We start from the raw sequence: 16,998 nt of genomic DNA, 5'->3' as shown, positions 1-16,998 counted from the left end.
GTATAGACAACTAGAATATATAATATTATTATAAAAACAGAAGGTGGGAAATCGCGATGAAACGATGGATATTGAAAAATGCTGCGGTGTATGCAGAAGCAGACAACATTCAACAAGGGTATGTGCTGATCGAAGGGGAAAAAGTGGCGTCCATTGGCCCGATGTCGTCGTGCCCGGCAGAAGCGGGGGCGGAAGTGATCGAGCTTTCTCCACGGTTTGCTGTCGTGCCTGGTTTCATTGACGTTCATATCCACGGGGCGGCTGGAGCGGATGTTATGGATGCGACCCCGGAGGCGCTTGACAAGATGGCCAACGCCTTGCCGGCGGAAGGGACGACCAGTTTCCTGGCGACGACGATGACGGCGCCAAGCGAACAAATCGAAGCGGCGCTTCGAAATGTCGCCCGTTATATGACCGAGGAGAATCGCCCAGGGGTGTCGGAGGTGCTCGGTGTTCATCTGGAAGGACCGTTTTTGTCGCCGAAGCGCGCCGGGGCGCAGCACCCGCGCCATCTCGCCGATCCGGACATCTCACTGTTCCAACACTGGCAAAAGGAGGCGGGCGGCCATATCCGCCTTGTCACGCTTGCCCCAGAGCGGAACGGGGGGCTGGAACTTGCCTCCTACTTGAAACAGACGGGTGTGATCGCTTCGATCGGCCATTCCGATGCCGTTTACGACGAAGTAAAAGCGGCGGTCCATGCAGGGGTGACGCATGCGACCCACCTGTTCAATGGGATGCGCGGCATCCATCACCGTGAACCGGGTGTCGCCGGTGCGGTGCTTATGTTTGAAGAAGTGATGTGCGAGCTGATCGCCGACGGGTTGCACGTTGCGCCGCCGATGGTCCGCTTCGCTTACCGGAATAAAGGAAGCGAGGGGCTTATCTTAATCACCGACGCCATGCGGGCGAAATGTCTCGGCGATGGGGAGTATGATCTCGGCGGCCAAGAGGTGGAAGTCTGCGGCGGGGAGGCGCGGCTTGCCGACGGAACGCTAGCGGGAAGCGTGCTCAAGCTTGGCGAGGCCATCCGCCGTGTGCTCGACTATACGGGTTGCACGTTGGAAGAGGTGATCCGCATGGCGAGCTGGAATCCGGCGAAACAGCTTGGCTTGCTTGATCGGAAAGGCAGCTTGCGGCCCGGCAAAGACGCCGATGTCGTCGTGTTGAATGAACGATATGAAGTCATGATGACGTTTTGCCGCGGCGCCCTTGCCTATCGCAAACCGGATGAAAGGAGGAAGAGCGATGGCCATAACGCTTTTGGAAGTTGCTGACTACGCAGAGATGAGCCGTCAGGCGGCGGACATCATCATCAAACAAGTCAAGGAAAAGCCGACCGCCGTTCTCGGCTTGGCGACCGGCTCGACGATGCTCGGCGTGTACCGCGAATTGGCCGCCGATCATCGGCAGCATGGGACATCGTATCGGCTTGTGCGCACGGTCAATTTGGATGAATACATCGGCCTTGGTCCGGATCATCCGAACAGCTATCGCCATTATATGAATGAGCATTTGTTTTCAAAGCTTGACATTCCGCTTCACGAGACGCATGTGCCGAACGGCTTGGCTGCTGATCTTGACGAAGAATGCCGCCGCTACGAACGGCTCATCGATGAAGTGGGCGGCATCGATTTGCAGCTTTTGGGCATCGGACGCAACGGCCATATCGGCTTTAACGAACCAGGGACGCCGTTTTCATCGCCGACCCATGTCGTCGAGCTTGCCGAATCTACGCGCAAGGCAAACGCCCGCTTTTTTGGGTCGTTGGATGACGTGCCGCGCCGTGCCATTACGATGGGGATTGCGACCATTTTGCGCAGCCGCCGCCTCGTGCTGTTGGCGTCGGGACGAGAAAAAGCAGAGGCCATGGCTCGGCTTTTAGAAGGCGTTGTCACCCCGGACTTGCCGGCTTCCGCGCTTCACCTTCATCCGGACGTGACGATCATTGCCGACCGGCAGGCGCTCTCGCTCATTCCGAAGGAAAAGCGGCGGGTGGATGCGCCATGATCAATAAACAATCGCCGATTCCGATTTACTATCAGCTCGAGCAATATATAAAAGAAAAGATTGAAAAAGGAGAATGGCAGCCGGGCGAGATAATCCCGTCTGAGCGCGAGTTGGCGGAAATGTATGACATCAGCCGAATGACCGTTCGGCAGGCGGTCAACAATTTAGTGAACGATGGCTATCTCATCCGCCGGCGCGGGAAGGGGACGTTTGTCGCCGCCCAAAAAATCGAGCAGCCGCTGAAAGGGCTGACGAGCTTTTCCGAAGATATGCGGGCGCGTGGCATGGAGCCGGGCACGATCGTCCTCAGCTTTGAGACGGTTCCGGCTTCCGAGAAGCTCGCTGAAGGACTTGGCGTCTCGGAAGGCGATGATCTTTACAAAGTCCGCCGCCTTCGGTTGGCCGATGGCTTGCCGATGGCGTTGGAGACGCTGTACATTCCGGTCAATCTCGTCCCCGGACTGACGCGTGATGTTGTAAGCGGTTCTGTCTATGAATTTATCGAAAAAGAAAAAGGTCTAGTCATCGGCTCTGCAGTTCAAACATTGGAAGCCTCGGTCGCCCGCCAGGTGGAGGCGGAGCATCTGAAGATGAAAGAAGGAGCGCCGGTGCTGCTGCTTGAGCGGCGCACGCACCTTGTCGACGGCCGGCCGCTTGAAGTCGTCAAATCGGTGTACCGCGGCGACCGGTACAAATTTATGATTGAGATGAAAAGGGGAGGATCATGATGTTAGGGTTTTTTGCAGCGGCTAGGAAAAGCGTTAATGCTGCCGATTGCCGTATTGCCGGCGGCAGGATTGCTGCTTTGGCTTGGCCAGCCTGATTTATTGAATATTCCGTTTATCGCCGCCGCAGGCGATGCAGTGTTTTCCAATTTAGCGCTCATTTTCGCCATCGGCGTGGCCATCGGTTTTTCGAAAGACGGCAACGGCGCGGCGGCGCTTGCTGGGGCGATCGGCTGCTTTGTCTTGACAAAAGGGGCCGCCGCGATTGATAAGGACATCAATATGTCCGTATTAGGTGGCATCATCTCCGGAGTGATCGCCGGGCTTTTATACAACCGTTACCATGATATCAAGTTGCCCGACTGGCTAGGCTTCTTCGGCGGACGGCGGTTTGTGCCGATCGTGACATCGCTTGTCATGCTCGTGCTTGCCTTGATTTTTGGCTATGTATGGCCGCCGATTCAAGACGGCATCAACGCGGCGGTCGGCCATTGGATCGTCGGCGCCGGGGCGGTTGGCGTCGGCATTTTCGGGTTCCTCAACCGGCTGCTCATTCCAGTCGGATTGCACCATGTGTTAAAACAATCGATTCAAGCGTCAGAAGGCAGGGTGATCGTCGCGGAAGTCATCGGGGAATTTGCGCCGCTGTATCCGGCGGTCACCAACGCCGAACTGGCCGCGGCGTTTGGGGCGGATTTGTTGCTGTTGAATTGGTTCGATGTGTTCCGGACGGTTGTGAACGGGTTGGACACGAACGAACCGAATCAAATGGTGGAACGGTTAAAGCAGTTGACAGGGCGTCCGGTTGGCGTCAATTTGGAGCCGGTTGACCCAAATGCAAAGCAGCTTGAGGAGCTTGCGGCGCTGCCAAAAGGGAGAATGGCAACGGCCGAGTCGCTGCAACAAGCAAAACAGCTAGGATTTGATTTTGTTTGCCTAACCGGAAACCCGAAAACAGGCGTGACGAATGATGGGATTGTGAAAGCCATCGAAACGGCGCGGTCCATTTTAGGCGAGGACGCTCTCGTGATGGCTGGGAAAATGCATGCAGCAGGCGTTGCTGATGAAGCGGGAAGCGGGATCGTATCGGGAGAAGTGGTGGTGCGTTTCATTCACGCTGGTGCGGATGTCGTTTTGATGCCGGCTCCTGGAACGGTGCCAGGGGTGACATTAGACAAGACAGAGAAAATTGTTCAGGTGGCGCATGAACATGGGGCGCTCGTGATGCTGACGATCGGCACAAGCCAAGAAGGAGCTGACGAGAGTACGATTCGTCAAATCGCGCTTGCAAGCAAAATGGCAGGAGCGGACATGCACCATATCGGCGACGCTGGCTATCATGGCATTGCTGTTCCGGAGAATATTATGGCGCATTCGATCGCCATTCGCGGCAGACGCCATACGTATATTCGTATGGTAAGATCGCCGTTGAGATAAAGTGGAATATGATCAGTCAGGGGCTGACCCGAAACACACTCGTGTTTGGGTTAGCCCCGTTTTTTGTCGGCAGCAGGTAGAATGGGAACCAAGATGATGGAAAATACGTTTGCAGATGTGGGAAACATTTGCCTTGTACCGCCGCCTCTATTTATTTTGTGATCAAATGAAAGAACAAATTTGTGATAAATGTGCTGGAGGCCATAGCATGGAATGGGATTGGCGGTTTCTTGTTTACTCAGATTTATCGATTAATTCAAAAAAAATAAAGAAGTAACAAAAATGAATCAAAAAAATGCAAAACCGTTTGTTTGCTCCCTGTTATAATGACTGTAGATGAGCAAAATCACTAACATAAATTTACATCGAAACAAAAAAGGAGACATGAACCCGATTCCTTGGTTAGAATAGATGTGCTACCAAACCATTCACAAGGAGGTTCATGTCTCATGAATAGATTAGCACATCATCAAGACGAACCGGATTCTCTATCCGAACGGCGTTGCCGTCCAAGCGAAGCAGTTGGCCCGCTCCATCGAACCGAATGACACTCACCTCGTCACGGTGGGAGAGAGCATTATCGCGTCTATCGTTACGAAGGAGCGCTCAACGGTCTCGACCATGCGGTGGTGCTGCTCGCTTGGAAAGCCAATCAGCCGATGACATCGGAACATCTTCACTGCGTCTTGAGCACCGACCGGGAGCTAAGCGATGAAGACATCTTGCGCCACTATGCCCAACGCTGGTCGATCGAATGCTTTTTTCGACAAGCGAAAGACTAGCTGAAGCTCGATGGGTACCGTGTTCGTCAGGTTCGGGCGGTGAAACGCTGCTGGATCTTGGTGCAGCTTGCTTACGTGTACAGCCTATTCGAGTCGAACAGCGATTTTTCTGATGGGCTCGATCTCTTGCGCAAGAGAAAAGGACATAGCTTCGTGGAGTTCATTTACTGTGCAGCGAAACAAAATATTCCCATTGATACCGTGAAAAAACAGCTCCATGTGGCATAAGGGGTACCCTGTTTGTTTCTTTTTACATGGTAATTATTGTTATGAAAATTGCTCATCTACAGTAATGAGACAAAAATGAAAGGGAGGAAAGCGGACATGTCATTTGTTCCATGCACGACTGCCATTTATGCATTTAGCAAAAACCACCAACCGGTTCGAACAGTCCAGTCAGGGGAAACGTTTGTCATCGAAACGTACGACTGTTTCCAAAATCAAATTACTTCAAGTGAAACGCCGTTTGACTCGATCGATTGGAATCATATCAATCCGGCGACCGGACCGATCTATATTGAAGGGGCGGAACCCGGTGACATTTTAGCGGTAAAAATTGAACAGATTCGCCTCAAAGGACAGGGGGTCATGACTGTCGGACCAGGGCTCGGGGTGCTTGGAGACCGGATTCCGCAGTTTGAAGCAAAAATGATTCCAGTAGAAGAAAACCGGGCTATATTTGACGAGCATCTTTCTATTCCATTAAATCCAATGATTGGCGTCATCGGGGTAGCGCCGAGCGGTGAGGATGTGTCGTGCGGGACGCCCGGGCCGCATGGAGGCAATATGGATACAAAGCTCATTACAACAGGAGCAACCGTTTATTTTCCTGTATTTGTAAAAGGTGCATTGTTTGCATTGGGTGACTTGCATGCGGCGATGGGGGACGGCGAAATCGGTGTGTCTGGAATTGAAATTCCAGGGGAAGTGACGGTTACCGTCCGGGTGATGAAAGGATATTCGCTCAACCATCCACTGTTGCAAAACGATGATGGCATTGCGACGATCGTCTCGGCCAAAACATTGGATGAAGCGGTCAAACAGTCGGTTGCGGAAATGGTTGATTTGCTGTTGCCGCATACTCCGTTGACGCTGAACCATTTGACGATGGTGCTCAGCGCTGCCGGTCAGACACAAATCAGCCAAGTCGTTGACCCGCTCGTCACGGCGCGTTTCTTTGTACCGCGATTTGTGCTTGAAGCGTATGGCATCCGCCTGTTTGAGGATTGAGGAGGGAACGGCGATGGCGCAACTTGAAACGAACACATCGGTTGAGTCGCTCGGTTATAAACAGGAATTAAAACGGTCGCTCACATTTGTTGATTTGTTGATTTACGGGATGGTGTTTATGGTGCCGATCGCCCCTTTTGGCATTTACGGGTATGTAGCGCAAGGGTCAAAAGGGATGGTCGCCTTAGCATACTTAATCGGAATGGTGGGGATGATTTTCACTGCCCTGAGCTACGCTAGAATGGCCGAAGCGTTTCCAATCGCTGGTTCCGTGTATTCCTACGCCCAGCGGGGAATGAATATGTCGGTTTTATGGCAGGGTGGGGCATTTTGCTTGATTACATTTTCGTTCCGGCTCTTCTCTATTCTCGTTAGTGATAAATTATTTTTTGCACAAACAAAAGAGCAACGATTACATCAATCATTTCTTGTTCCCGCTTATCGGCTTTATCATCATCGGTTATGTGTGGGTCAATCTTGACCCGCTCAGCAAAAAGCTCGGATTGATTTGGATCGCGATTGGACTCGTTTACCTGATCTTTTTGCGGCTCACGAACAAAGACTCCCGTCTAAGCGGGGAACTGTAGTCGCTTGTAAGGCCTGACGCCGTCATAAAAGGCGTTGGGTCTTTGATTTTTAGAGGCGATGAAACGTTTTTCCGATCTCGACGTATTACATAGATGAGAGGTATGAGATTACGGCGCCTTGTTAAGGCAAAACGCCGTTCATCCGCCAATAGGCGGGCGCCGATAAAACGTGGAAGGAGCCGGAGGAACATGAGCATGTTTGGAAAAGTCGCCGCCGATGTGCTTGGGTTAAGCGACATCGGTTCGGTCATTCAGCCGAAAGACTATGACAAAGTCGATGCCGATGATTATGTGATGCACGAGGATGGGGAGAAAATCTATTTTCTTATCAAATCAAAATCGGATGAGTATTGCTTCACCAACCGCGCGCTCATTCATTTGGACGGCACGAGCGCCGCGAGCAAAAAACGGACGCTGCGCCGCTACGATTACTACAAGCATCCGATTTCCGACGTATCGCTCGAAACGTCCGGGACGGTCGATTTGGATGCGGAAATTAAATTTAAAATTGGACCGCATTCCTACTCCATTGATGTGCATAAAAAGCATATTGAGGAACTGAAAGATTTGTATAAATCGCTGCTGGCGATCGCGGAGATTTGCCATGAAAACGAAACGAAGTTCCACTATGCGGAGCGGAGTTTGGAACTGGCGGCCAAGGTGTTGGCCAACATGCGCGGTGACGGCGCCAATGTGTCGGCGGATTTTCAAGTCGTGAATGAATACGCTTTTCGCTGGCTGACGGAAGCGAAAAAGAACTATACGGTGAAGGATTTCGGCTTTGTGTTTGACAAATATATTCAACAGTGACGAGATGAAGGTTGTATCGGGGAAAGACGCCGTGCCAGAGGTGGGGCGTCTTTCCTAATTTTTTTAGCGACATATGGAAAAGGAACGTTTCTCCGCAGCCGGAAGAAACTCAAAAGATGAGGTTTGTGGGAATCGATGAATAGGCAACATGGCGGCATTTGACATCGCGGAGCTCGATGCAACGGCGCATGCGGAGTTCCGTACAAAACACGGACACTGGAGCCGAGCTGCCTGACCGCAAAAGTGATCGATGACCGCCTGCCGCCAGCCCACTGTAAAATTCACAGTTGTCAAATGCCAGGCCTTGCTTTAATATAAAAATGTCCATATCCGACAAATTCATCAACTCGCAGCAAGGCGCCGAAAAGGCTTAATAGGGAATCCGGTGGGAATCCGGAGCTGTCCCCGCAACTGTCAATGCGGACGAAATGAAATCGCCACTGTACGGACAGATGGCTTGCGCTGTTTTCCGTACGGGAAGGCTTCAGAGTAGGATGAAGCATGAGCCAGTAGACCTGCCTTGCTTGCCGCAGTTTCCGAATCTTCGGGGGGTGAGACGTGGAAACAGTCGTACAGGGCATTGTTGTGCCCATTGGCGGTCTGTTTCGTGCTCATTCCCCGTTCGGACGGAATGGGCTTTTTTGTTGTACATACATCATCGAAGGGGGAATGACGGATGAAACGTTGGACATGGCCGGCGGTGGTGGCGGTGTTCTTCCTTTTGGCCGCCGTGCTGGTCGGCTGCAGCAGTGGAGCCAATAGCAACGTCCAGCCTGCGAAAAAAGAAGAACCGAAAACGGAACAAGCGGCGTTTCCGGTGACGGTGAAAGACGGGCTTGGCGAGGATGTCACGATCAAAGCGGAACCGAAAAAAATCGTCTCGCTCATCCCGAGCAATACGGAAATCGCCTATGCGTTGGGGTTGGGCGATAAGATCGTCGGCGTCAGCGATTTTGACAATTATCCGGAAGACGTCAAAACGAAAACGAAAATCGGCGGCATGGAATTCAACGTCGAGAAAATCATTTCGCTCAAACCGGATCTCGTCTTGGCCCACGCGTCAAGCGCCCATAACTCGCGCGATGGCCTCAAGCAATTGAAAGACGCCGGCATTACCGTGCTTGTCGTCAATGACGCGAAGTCGTTCGACGATGTATATGCGTCCATCGACTTGATCGGCAAAGCGACCGGGACGACAGACAAAGCGAAGCAAGTGATTGATGAGATGAAAGAGAAGCTTGCGAAAATCAAAGAAAAAGCGAAACAAATCCCGGCGGACAAACAGGCCAATGTCTGGATTGAAGTGTCGCCGCCGCCGCAAATTTATACGGCCGGCAAAGGGACGTTTATGGATGAGATGCTTCAAGTGATTTCGGCGAAAAACGTCGCCGGCAGCTTGGAAGGCTGGCCGATGGTGACGGAAGAAAAAGCCGTGGCCTATAAGCCGGATGTCATCATCACGACATACGGCGGAGCGAAGCAAGTGTTGGCGCGCGCCGCTTGGAAAGACGTGCCGGCGGTGAAAAACAAGCGGGTGTATGACGTCAACACCGACTTAGTAAGCCGACCGGGTCCGCGCCTTGTCGAAGGGGTCGAGGAACTTGCCAAAGCCATTTACCCGGATGTGTTCAAGTAAAATGTGGATGTATATATTGGCCGTCACCGCGGCCGTGTTATCGCTTCTCGTAGGGGTATCGACAGGATCGCTGTCGATTCCCTTTTCTTCTATTGTCCGCATTTTGGCGGCTGAATGGTTCGGAGCGGCGCTGCCTCGCCACATTCCGGCTGATTGGGTGCCGATCGTGATGGCGATCCGCTTGCCGCGCGTCGTGCTTGCGTTTTTGGTCGGGGCGTCATTGGCGCTGGCCGGGTCCGCGTTTCAAGGGCTGTTAAAAAATGCGCTCGCCGATCCGTACACGCTCGGTGTCTCGTCCGGCGCGTCGGTCGGGGCGGTGCTCGTCATCTTTCTCGGCTGGCAATGGCCGTTCTTTGGCACGTTCACGCTGCCGGTCGTGAGCATCTTGTTTGGCATGGCGACGCTTGCCGCCGTTTTGGCGTTCACTCGCACTGTGGAGCGGCGCATGTCGGTTGAGACGATCATTTTAGCCGGCATTATCTTCGGCGCGTTTTTCAGCGCGTTCATTTCGCTCATGATCGCGTTGACCGGGGAAGAATTGCGGCAAATCATCTCATGGCTGATGGGGAGCGTGGCGATGCGCGGCTGGAAATACAGCGGGCTGTTGCTGCCGTTTTTTCTCGTTGGGGCCGCAGTGCTCATCGCCAACAGCCGCGAGTTGAACGCGTTTGCCTTTGGCGAGGAGGCGGCGCTTCATGTCGGCGTTGATGTTACGCGCCGAAAAGTCATCATTTTGACGGCAGCGGCGCTGCTCACCGGCGCGGCGGTGTCGGTGTCAGGGACGATCGGCTTTGTCGGGCTTGTCGTTCCGCATATGGTTCGGCTTGTGTGCGGGCCGAACTACCGGGTGCTGTTGCCGCTGTCGCTCTTGTACGGCGGTGCGTTTCTTGTGCTTGCCGATGTGGCGGCGCGGACGATCATTGAACCGCGCGAACTGCCGATCGGCGTCATTACGTCGCTGATCGGCGCTCCGCTATTTGCCGTCTTGTTTTTCCGAAAAACGAAACGAAAGATGGGATGACGATGCTCGAGGTGCGGGCCGTATCGCATCGATACGGGCAGCAACAAGTGCTTGATGGTGTGACGTTTGCCGTGGAAAAAGGCGAAATATTCGGCATCTTAGGGCCGAATGGAAGCGGGAAAACGACTTTGATCAAACTCATCAGCAAAGAGCTGCCGCTGGCAAGCGGGGAGATCGTCATCGATGGCCGAAAGCTCTCGGCGCTGTCTGCGAAGCAATGGGCGCGGATGGCCGCCGTCTTGCCGCAGACAGCGGAGGCGGCGCCCGGCTATACGGTGAGGGAAACGGTGGCGCTCGGCCGCTATCCTCATCAGCGCGGCTTCTTTCCGACGTGGACGGAGGACGATGAAGCCGCCCTCCGAGACGCGCTTGCGGCCGTCGGCCTGACGGGGAAAATCGATGAACCGCTCGAACGATTGAGCGGCGGCGAGCGGCAGCGCGCCTATTTGGCCCGCGCACTCGCCCAAGAGCCCAAGCTGCTCTTGCTCGATGAGCCGACGAACCATATGGATGTGAGCGGCCAAGTCCGGCTTTTGGACCGGCTCGCCGAAGCGGCGCACGCCCGCGGCTTGACGGTCGTCGCCGTTTTCCACGATATGAATGCGGCGAGCTTGTATTGCGATCGGGTGCTCGTGCTGAACAAAGGGAAAATAGCTGCGCTCGGCGCCCCTGCGGATGTCATGACGCCGGCGTTGCTTGAGGAAGTGTTTGCCGCGCCGATTGTGCGTCTGGCCCATCCGGCGTCGGCAACGCCGATGTTTTCGTTCATGCCGAACAAGAAGCAAGGGGAATCGCCGGTCGGCGGGCTGCGGCTTTCCTTTCTTGATGACGCCGCTGTGCTTACTGCGGCCGCGCCGCTTCGCGTCCTGTCCTCGGCATTGATCGGCGCCGGATTTCAATGGGCGACCCATTTTGTCAACCGCCAAGTCGGGTTGGATTACGATTGCAGTGATGCGGAAGGAGACATGCGCCGCTATTTGGAGCAGCACGGGTTTCCGCCGGAACGAACGGTCGGCATGATGACAGCGGTTGATGTCCGGGATGCTGTTTGGCTTCAGAAAGAAGGGGAAGCGTTTTCGGTTGCGGTCATGGCGACCGCTGGCGTCGGCAATGCCGTCGATGCCGCTCGGGCGTGCCAGCATCAGCCGCTAGCGGCAAGACCGGGGACGATCAACATGGTGGTGGTCATTGACGGAGTGCTGACGGAAGCAGCGTTTGTCCAGGCGGTGATGACAGCGACAGAAGCGAAGGCAAAAGCGCTCGCCGACCGTTCGGTTTGCGACCCGGAAACCGGGACGCTTGCCACCGGTACGTCGACCGATTCGCTCGCTGTGGCGGCGACGCAAACCGGGCAGGTCTTTGCCTATGCCGGAACGGCGACGGAGCTTGGCCGGGCGCTCGGCCGGCTTGTGTATGAGGCAACAGTTGAGGCGCTTGGCCGCTGGGAGAAGCGGAGGAAACGGCGATGACCCATTTGGCCGCATTGACGTTGGCGCTGTTTCTCGATGCCCTCGTGGGCGATCCGCGCTGGCTGCCGCATCCGGTGCGCGGGATGGGAATGATGATTGCGTGGCTTGATCGCCGCTGGAATCAAGGAACAAAGCGGCGGACGAAAGGGGCGGCGGCCGTGGCGGTCGTGTTGGCCGCTGTTTACGGGATATCGGCGTTCATCGTTTATGTGGGCTACGCGCTGTCCGTATACGTAGGGGTGGCGATCGAGGCGGCCCTCATTTTCACCGCCATTGCGACGAAAAGCCTCGCTGAGGCGGCTGAGGACGTGCGCCGGCCGCTGGAAGCAGGCGATCTTCCTGCGGCGCGCCGCGCGCTGTCCATGATCGTCGGCCGCGACACCGAGCGGCTCGATGAAGCCGGCATCACCCGCGCCTGCGTGGAGACGGTGGCGGAAAACACGAGCGACGGCATCACCGCTCCGCTCTTTTATGCGGCCTTGGGCGGTGCGCCGCTCGCGTTATTGTACCGGGCGGTGAACACGTGTGATTCCATGATTGGATACAAAAATGAGAAGTATCGCGAATTTGGCTGGGCGGCCGCGCGGCTGGACGATGCGCTCAACTACATTCCAGCGCGGCTGACGGCGCTTGTGATGGTGTTGGTCTTTGGCGGCCGCCGCTTTCGTTTGGCGCTGTCGATCTTATTTCGCGATGCCCGCCGCCACCCAAGCCCGAACAGCGGCTGGCTTGAGGCGGCGATGGCCGGGCTGCTTGGGGTGCAGCTCGGCGGAACGAATACATACGGCGGTGTGGTCTCGAGGAGGCCGACGCTCGGTGACCCGGCCGCCCCGCTTCGCGCCGCCCACATTCGCCAAGCGGTCCGCATCATGATTGGAACGGTGCTAGTGTTTACATTATTGCTATGGATTGGGGGGATAATCGTTGCGTTGGCCGGCGCATGGGGCGAATCCGCGCGCGTTGTATGAGCAATGCGGATTGGCCCCTCCAGACGAATACATTGATTTCAGCGTCAATACGAATCCGTACCGGCTGCCGCCGTCAGCTTGGCCGAGCGGTGAGGAGTGGATTCGCTGGGCCGGGGAGTATCCGGATTCGGAAGCGAAGGCGCTCAGGGAGCTCGTTGCCAAGCAGGAGCAGATTCGACCCGGACAAGTGCTGATGACGAACGGGGCGGCGGAGGCGATTTATTTGTTGGCCGCGCTATTTGCCGGTCGGCGCGTCGGCATCTTGGAGCCGACGTTTTCCGAGTATCGGCGCGCCTGTCTCGCTTATGGATGCGATGTGGAGGGATTCGCGGCCGATGAAGCGCGGGGCTTTTCTTATGACTTGGATGAAGCGACTGCCTGGGCAGGCAAGCAAGACATTATCTTTTTATGCCATCCGAACAATCCGACGGGGACAGTGATGGAGGAAGGTGAATTGAGATCACTGGTGGACGCGGCGCACACGGCTGGCACCTATGTAATCATCGATGAAGCATTTTATCCGTTTTGGCGCGGCGGGTTTACGGCGATGCGCTGGTTGGGACGCTATCCGCGCCTCATTGTGCTTCGATCGTTGACGAAAATCCATCACCTGGCCGGCGCGCGCCTTGGTTATGTCGCTGCTGACGAGGCGGTGATCGCTTCGCTGAAAACGCATCAGCCGCCATGGAGCACAAACGGCATCGCCCAACAATTGGCGCTTCGTTTCATGGCGATGGAATCGTTTGTCAAGTGGACGAAAGAACAGATCGCCGCCGAGCGGGAGCGGGTGTTTCGGTCGCTGCCTGCCGGGCGGTATGACGTCTCGCCATCGGTCGTGAACTTTTATTTGTTGCGTCCGTGTTCAGGACGGACAGAGGAGCTGTTTTTTCATTTGTTGAAGGAAGGGGTTGTGCCGCGCCATACGATGAATTTCCCGGGGCTTGACGGCCGCTACATCCGGCTCGCCGTCAAAACGCAGGTGGAGAATGACCGGCTGCTTGAGGCGCTTGAGAGGTGGGATGGATGATCGTGTTTGTGAGCGGCGCGGTGCGCAGCGGCAAAAGTGAAGCGGCAGAGGTGTGCGCCATCCGGCTGGCCGCTGGCGAGACGCTTCATTATGTTGCCACCGCCCGGGCTGCCGATGTGGAAATGGAAGAGCGCATTCGCCGCCATCAAGAGCGGCGCATGGGGATGACGGCGCCTTGGGTGGTGTGGGAAGCGCCGGAAGGGCCTGATCAGTTGTTGGCTGCACTTCGTCCGCCTGATGTTGTCCTTCTCGACTGCTTGACTATGTGGTGGGCGAATGTGTTATTTGCCGGAGATGAATGGAAAACAGAGGAAGGAGCGTTCGCCGCTGCCCGTTGCCTGCTCGACCAAGTGCGGGCGTGGGCGGCGGCATGCCGCGCTGTTGTCATTGTGTCCAATGAGTTGTTTTCTGGCGGCGTGCCGAATGACCTCGGCACATTTCGCTACATGAAAATGCTCGGTTGGCTTCATCAACAGTTGGTCGCGGAAGCAGAAGCCGCCGCCGTGGTGGAATGCGGTATTCTTCGCGTGAAGAAAGGACGGTGGCCGCAATGAAGCGGGCATGGAATGGCTGGCTGCTGGCGCTGCAGCTGTTTACGATCATTCCCATTCAGCGTTCGATTGAATGGAATGCCCCGCATGTCCGCTGGCTTGTGCGCACAATGCCGCTGGCTGGAGCGCTGCTCGGGACGCTGGCTGCCTTGGTGTACGGCGCCTGTGCGGCGCTTTCGTTCGGTCCGCCTTCTTTTTTGGCTCTCCTTCTTCTTTGGCTTGGCATTTGGCTTGCCGGCGGGCTGCACGCCGACGGTTTTATGGACGTGAGTGATGCCTTTTTTTCGTACCGGGACGCCAAGCGGCGGCAAGAGATCATGGCCGATTCGCGCGTCGGCGCGTTCGCTGTGTTGTCGCTCATTTGTTTGTTATCGTTCCGCTGGCTGTTTTTGCATGAAGCGATCAAAGCGGGCATTTCCCCTGCCCTGTTTATTGCCATTCCACTGCTGTCGAGAGCCGGGGCTGTCTGGCTTCTTTCCGCCGGTAAGCTGGCCAAATCGACAGGAATGGCGGCCTCGCTTCGCGAATATAGTTCATGGCGCGATGCAGCATGGGCGCTGGGATTGGCATGCCTTGTGCTTTTGCTTCTTCCGGCGGCGGGCGTTCCGCCGGCGGCGGTTGTGGTGTTGGCTGCGGCGATGGCGCTTTGTTCCCTCGCGGCAAAGCCGTGGGCGGAAAAGCAGTTTGGCGGCGTGAGCGGCGATGTGCTCGGCGCGCTCATCGAAGGGGGAGAGACCGTGCTATGGGGCGTCCTTTGGCTGTTACGCTTATCCGTCATGGGATGACGGAACTGAATCGGCGCAATGCATATATCGGCTGGACGGACGCGCCGCTTTCGGCCGCGGAACATAGCAGGCTGCGCCGTTTGCGGGTCGAGTGGCCATATCCGGTCGACTGCATCGTGACAAGCGATCTTCGCCGTTGCTGGGAGACGGCGGCGCTGCTGTTTGGCAGCCGCGAGCCGGACTGGTGTACGAGCGGATGGCGCGAGCTTTTTTTTGGCGTCTGGGAAGGGAAAACGTTCGCCGAACTCAAAACGGATCTCGCGTACAACCGATGGCTCGAGTCGCCATTTTCGACGGCGCCGCCCGCCGGAGAAAGCTATGTTTCGTTTCAAGCGCGCATCAAACGGGCGCTCGCTGAGACGGTTGCGTTGGCTGAGCGGATGGGCGCCCGCCATGTGGCGATCGTCACCCACAGCGGTCCGATCCGTTTCGTGCTTGAACAATATGCGCCGGACGTTCGCCCGTTTTGGGAATGGAAGGTGCCGTTTTCCGGCGGGTATACGCTCGAATCAACGATCGAGCGTTGGAAAGGGGGAGAACGATGCATTTCGTTGTCGGCGGTGCGTTCCAAGGAAAGCGAAAATGGGTGCGGGAACGGTACGGAATAAGCGACGGTGTTCATATCGTATGGCATGACGGCTATCAGGAGCCATACGGGTGGCCGGATGGTGCCAAGACGGCGAAAACAGTTGTCTTGGATGGGCTCGAAGCCGCCATCCGCCGCCTTCCGGACCCAGAGGAATGGGAGCGGTTTTTCTGCGCTTGGAAGCAGTGGGAGGAAGGAGCGGCCGGCCGCACGGTCGTCTGGATCGGGACAGACGTAACGCAAGGCGTCGTTCCGACTGACCGGCAAGAACGGCGCTGGCGCGACGCCGTCGGCCTGTGCTATCAACGGCTTGCCGCCGTATGCCATCGCGTCGACCGGCTTTGGTGCGGGTTGGCGGAACGATTAAAATAAAGGGGAGAAGAATTATGAAATTGTATACACGGACTGGAGACAAAGGAAAAACAAGCTTAATCGGCGGGCGCGTCGATAAAGATCATTTGCGCGTCGAGGCGTATGGGACGATCGATGAGGCGAACTCGTTCATCGGCTGGGCGCTGGCTCTGCTCGCTGACGATGAACGGTTTGACGATCTTTGCGCCGAATTGCAAAAAATTCAGCATGAACTGTTTGACTGCGGCGGCGACTTGGCCATCGTCAACGGCAAGCTGCCGTATAAAGCGACCGAGGAGATGGTCGCCTTTTTGGAGCAGCGCATTGACGCCTATGTCCAAGAGGCGCCGCCGCTTGAAAAGTTTATTTTGCCGGGAGGGTCGAAGGCGGCTGCCGCGCTTCATCTGGCGCGCACGGTGATAAGAAGGGCGGAGCGCTGCATCGTTTCGTTGCAAAAAGCGGAGCCGATCAACGACGTTGTTCTGAAATATATGAACCGCCTGTCCGACTATTTGTTCGCTGCCGCCCGGGTTGTGAACGCCCGCTTAGGGGTGAAGGATGTCGAATATGAGCGGAGCGCCATTGTGTTCCGCGACAAGGAGGAGAAGCAATGAGCCGTCGCCTGGCTTGGATGGCGGTCGGAACGGTGGCGGCCGAACGGAAGCGGATCGGCGTCACGCCGGAGGGAGCGAAGTTTGCCGTCATCGGCCGCCCGCTCGTCGGCCCGGCCGTGCTGGCGCATCCTCAATGGGTCGCGCCGCTTTCGCTGTTTGTTGAGCTTCTCGCCTCTCCGTCTGTTTATGAGCTCGTCCCGATCGGTTCCAAAGGCATTTACTACGAATGGATGCAACTGTCGGCCGCCAACGGCCGCCAAGGGCGGGCCTGCGCCTGCCCGTTGCCGCTCTTTGCCTCTGGTGGTCCGGCGACGTCGTTTTTGATCAGCTATGACCGGGCGGCAGAGGGCGCATTGCGGAAGCGAGCCGGCCACCTCTTTTTTTCGCTCTTTGCCGAGCGATAGCCGGT

18 protein-coding genes, 2 pseudogenes and 1 riboswitch are annotated in these 16,998 nt (G+C 56.1%); all 20 genes and pseudogenes read left to right on the top strand.

What is annotated here, in order from left to right; translation table 11 throughout:
• The first annotated feature begins 56 nt into the window (after positions 1 to 56).
• The 20 genes and pseudogenes from nagA to QSJ10_RS09425 all read left to right on the top strand — a co-directional run bounded on the left by nagA (position 57) and on the right by QSJ10_RS09425 (position 16,993).
• On the top strand, positions 57 to 1,277 hold the full coding sequence (gene nagA, locus QSJ10_RS09515; RefSeq protein WP_033013956.1) for an N-acetylglucosamine-6-phosphate deacetylase: 1,221 nt from the start codon (positions 57 to 59) through the stop codon (positions 1,275 to 1,277).
• Positions 1,249 to 2,010, top strand: a complete 762-nt coding sequence (nagB, locus tag QSJ10_RS09510) for a glucosamine-6-phosphate deaminase (protein ID WP_053532710.1) — start codon at positions 1,249 to 1,251, stop codon at positions 2,008 to 2,010. The genes nagA and nagB overlap by 29 nt, the downstream gene beginning before the upstream one ends.
• A complete protein-coding gene (phnF, locus tag QSJ10_RS09505; protein WP_033013958.1) occupies positions 2,007 to 2,738 on the top strand; it encodes a phosphonate metabolism transcriptional regulator PhnF in 732 nt (243 codons plus the stop codon). Before nagB ends, phnF begins: the two co-directional genes overlap by 4 nt.
• Positions 2,739 to 2,774: 36 nt before the next feature.
• The gene (locus tag QSJ10_RS09500; RefSeq protein ID WP_080997648.1) at positions 2,775 to 4,172 is read left to right on the top strand and encodes a DUF7916 family protein; all 1,398 of its coding nucleotides are present in this window, start codon (positions 2,775 to 2,777) and stop codon (positions 4,170 to 4,172) included.
• 465 nt (positions 4,173 to 4,637) lie between these two features.
• A pseudogene (locus QSJ10_RS09495) lies at positions 4,638 to 5,182 on the top strand (transposase); the annotation flags it as partial.
• Positions 5,183 to 5,278: 96 nt separating this feature from the next.
• Positions 5,279 to 6,184 (top strand): acetamidase/formamidase family protein, encoded by a 906-nt coding sequence (locus QSJ10_RS09490; protein ID WP_053532296.1) that lies wholly within the window; start codon positions 5,279 to 5,281, stop codon positions 6,182 to 6,184.
• 13 nt (positions 6,185 to 6,197) lie between these two features.
• Positions 6,198 to 6,550 (top strand): annotated as a pseudogene (locus QSJ10_RS09485) (APC family permease); the annotation flags it as partial.
• Between the two features lie 23 nt (positions 6,551 to 6,573).
• Positions 6,574 to 6,771: a hypothetical protein gene (locus tag QSJ10_RS15645; protein ID WP_375153660.1), complete on the top strand. Its 198-nt coding sequence runs from the start codon at positions 6,574 to 6,576 to the stop codon at positions 6,769 to 6,771.
• Between the two features lie 195 nt (positions 6,772 to 6,966).
• Positions 6,967 to 7,581, top strand: a complete 615-nt coding sequence (locus QSJ10_RS09480) for a PH domain-containing protein (protein ID WP_033014049.1) — start codon at positions 6,967 to 6,969, stop codon at positions 7,579 to 7,581.
• Between the two features lie 338 nt (positions 7,582 to 7,919).
• Positions 7,920 to 8,118: riboswitch (cobalamin riboswitch) on the top strand.
• A 139-nt stretch (positions 8,119 to 8,257) separates the two neighbouring features.
• Positions 8,258 to 9,217, top strand: coding sequence for an ABC transporter substrate-binding protein (locus QSJ10_RS09475; protein ID WP_033013959.1), 960 nt, complete (start codon positions 8,258 to 8,260; stop codon positions 9,215 to 9,217).
• A complete protein-coding gene (locus QSJ10_RS09470) occupies positions 9,204 to 10,238 on the top strand; it encodes a FecCD family ABC transporter permease (RefSeq protein WP_121625450.1) in 1,035 nt (344 codons plus the stop codon). The genes QSJ10_RS09475 and QSJ10_RS09470 overlap by 14 nt, the downstream gene beginning before the upstream one ends.
• A complete protein-coding gene (locus QSJ10_RS09465) occupies positions 10,235 to 11,707 on the top strand; it encodes an adenosylcobinamide amidohydrolase (RefSeq protein WP_033013962.1) in 1,473 nt (490 codons plus the stop codon). Before QSJ10_RS09470 ends, QSJ10_RS09465 begins: the two co-directional genes overlap by 4 nt.
• Positions 11,704 to 12,675, top strand: coding sequence for an adenosylcobinamide-phosphate synthase CbiB (gene cbiB, locus QSJ10_RS09460; RefSeq protein ID WP_020754603.1), 972 nt, complete (start codon positions 11,704 to 11,706; stop codon positions 12,673 to 12,675). The genes QSJ10_RS09465 and cbiB overlap by 4 nt, the downstream gene beginning before the upstream one ends.
• On the top strand, positions 12,632 to 13,702 hold the full coding sequence (cobD, locus tag QSJ10_RS09455; RefSeq protein ID WP_033013963.1) for a threonine-phosphate decarboxylase CobD: 1,071 nt from the start codon (positions 12,632 to 12,634) through the stop codon (positions 13,700 to 13,702). Before cbiB ends, cobD begins: the two co-directional genes overlap by 44 nt.
• A complete protein-coding gene (locus QSJ10_RS09450) occupies positions 13,699 to 14,256 on the top strand; it encodes a bifunctional adenosylcobinamide kinase/adenosylcobinamide-phosphate guanylyltransferase (protein WP_033013964.1) in 558 nt (185 codons plus the stop codon). The genes cobD and QSJ10_RS09450 overlap by 4 nt, the downstream gene beginning before the upstream one ends.
• Entirely contained in the window at positions 14,253 to 15,038 is a 786-nt protein-coding gene (locus QSJ10_RS09445; protein WP_033013965.1) for an adenosylcobinamide-GDP ribazoletransferase, read from the top strand. The genes QSJ10_RS09450 and QSJ10_RS09445 overlap by 4 nt, the downstream gene beginning before the upstream one ends.
• A complete protein-coding gene (locus QSJ10_RS09440; RefSeq protein WP_033013966.1) occupies positions 14,996 to 15,646 on the top strand; it encodes a histidine phosphatase family protein in 651 nt (216 codons plus the stop codon). Before QSJ10_RS09445 ends, QSJ10_RS09440 begins: the two co-directional genes overlap by 43 nt.
• Positions 15,580 to 15,996 (top strand): bifunctional adenosylcobinamide kinase/adenosylcobinamide-phosphate guanylyltransferase, encoded by a 417-nt coding sequence (locus tag QSJ10_RS09435; protein WP_033013967.1) that lies wholly within the window; start codon positions 15,580 to 15,582, stop codon positions 15,994 to 15,996. Before QSJ10_RS09440 ends, QSJ10_RS09435 begins: the two co-directional genes overlap by 67 nt.
• A gap of 14 nt (positions 15,997 to 16,010) precedes the next feature.
• Positions 16,011 to 16,589: a cob(I)yrinic acid a,c-diamide adenosyltransferase gene (locus QSJ10_RS09430; RefSeq protein WP_049624477.1), complete on the top strand. Its 579-nt coding sequence runs from the start codon at positions 16,011 to 16,013 to the stop codon at positions 16,587 to 16,589.
• Positions 16,586 to 16,993, top strand: coding sequence for a hypothetical protein (locus tag QSJ10_RS09425; RefSeq protein WP_230581315.1), 408 nt, complete (start codon positions 16,586 to 16,588; stop codon positions 16,991 to 16,993). The genes QSJ10_RS09430 and QSJ10_RS09425 overlap by 4 nt, the downstream gene beginning before the upstream one ends.
• Positions 16,994 to 16,998 lie beyond the last annotated feature (5 nt).

Source organism: Geobacillus stearothermophilus ATCC 12980 (assembly GCF_030369615.1).
Taxonomy (GTDB): Bacteria; Bacillota; Bacilli; order Bacillales; family Anoxybacillaceae; genus Geobacillus; species Geobacillus stearothermophilus.
Note: the sequence above shows the minus strand (reverse complement) of the source record. Positions and strands in the feature narration are given on the sequence as shown.

Coding starts and splice junctions, on each gene's coding strand:
- nagA (WP_033013956.1), top strand. CDS start 57: ATGAAACGATGGATATTGAAAAATGCTGCGGTGTATGCAGAAGCAGAC.
- nagB (WP_053532710.1), top strand. CDS start 1,249: ATGGCCATAACGCTTTTGGAAGTTGCTGACTACGCAGAGATGAGCCGT.
- phnF (WP_033013958.1), top strand. CDS start 2,007: ATGATCAATAAACAATCGCCGATTCCGATTTACTATCAGCTCGAGCAA.
- QSJ10_RS09500 (WP_080997648.1), top strand. CDS start 2,775: ATGCTGCCGATTGCCGTATTGCCGGCGGCAGGATTGCTGCTTTGGCTT.
- QSJ10_RS09490 (WP_053532296.1), top strand. CDS start 5,279: ATGTCATTTGTTCCATGCACGACTGCCATTTATGCATTTAGCAAAAAC.
- QSJ10_RS09480 (WP_033014049.1), top strand. CDS start 6,967: ATGTTTGGAAAAGTCGCCGCCGATGTGCTTGGGTTAAGCGACATCGGT.
- QSJ10_RS09475 (WP_033013959.1), top strand. CDS start 8,258: ATGAAACGTTGGACATGGCCGGCGGTGGTGGCGGTGTTCTTCCTTTTG.
- QSJ10_RS09470 (WP_121625450.1), top strand. CDS start 9,204: ATGTGTTCAAGTAAAATGTGGATGTATATATTGGCCGTCACCGCGGCC.
- QSJ10_RS09465 (WP_033013962.1), top strand. CDS start 10,235: ATGACGATGCTCGAGGTGCGGGCCGTATCGCATCGATACGGGCAGCAA.
- cbiB (WP_020754603.1), top strand. CDS start 11,704: ATGACCCATTTGGCCGCATTGACGTTGGCGCTGTTTCTCGATGCCCTC.
- QSJ10_RS09450 (WP_033013964.1), top strand. CDS start 13,699: ATGATCGTGTTTGTGAGCGGCGCGGTGCGCAGCGGCAAAAGTGAAGCG.
- QSJ10_RS09445 (WP_033013965.1), top strand. CDS start 14,253: ATGAAGCGGGCATGGAATGGCTGGCTGCTGGCGCTGCAGCTGTTTACG.
- QSJ10_RS09440 (WP_033013966.1), top strand. CDS start 14,996: ATGGGGCGTCCTTTGGCTGTTACGCTTATCCGTCATGGGATGACGGAA.
- QSJ10_RS09435 (WP_033013967.1), top strand. CDS start 15,580: ATGCATTTCGTTGTCGGCGGTGCGTTCCAAGGAAAGCGAAAATGGGTG.
- QSJ10_RS09430 (WP_049624477.1), top strand. CDS start 16,011: ATGAAATTGTATACACGGACTGGAGACAAAGGAAAAACAAGCTTAATC.
- QSJ10_RS09425 (WP_230581315.1), top strand. CDS start 16,586: ATGAGCCGTCGCCTGGCTTGGATGGCGGTCGGAACGGTGGCGGCCGAA.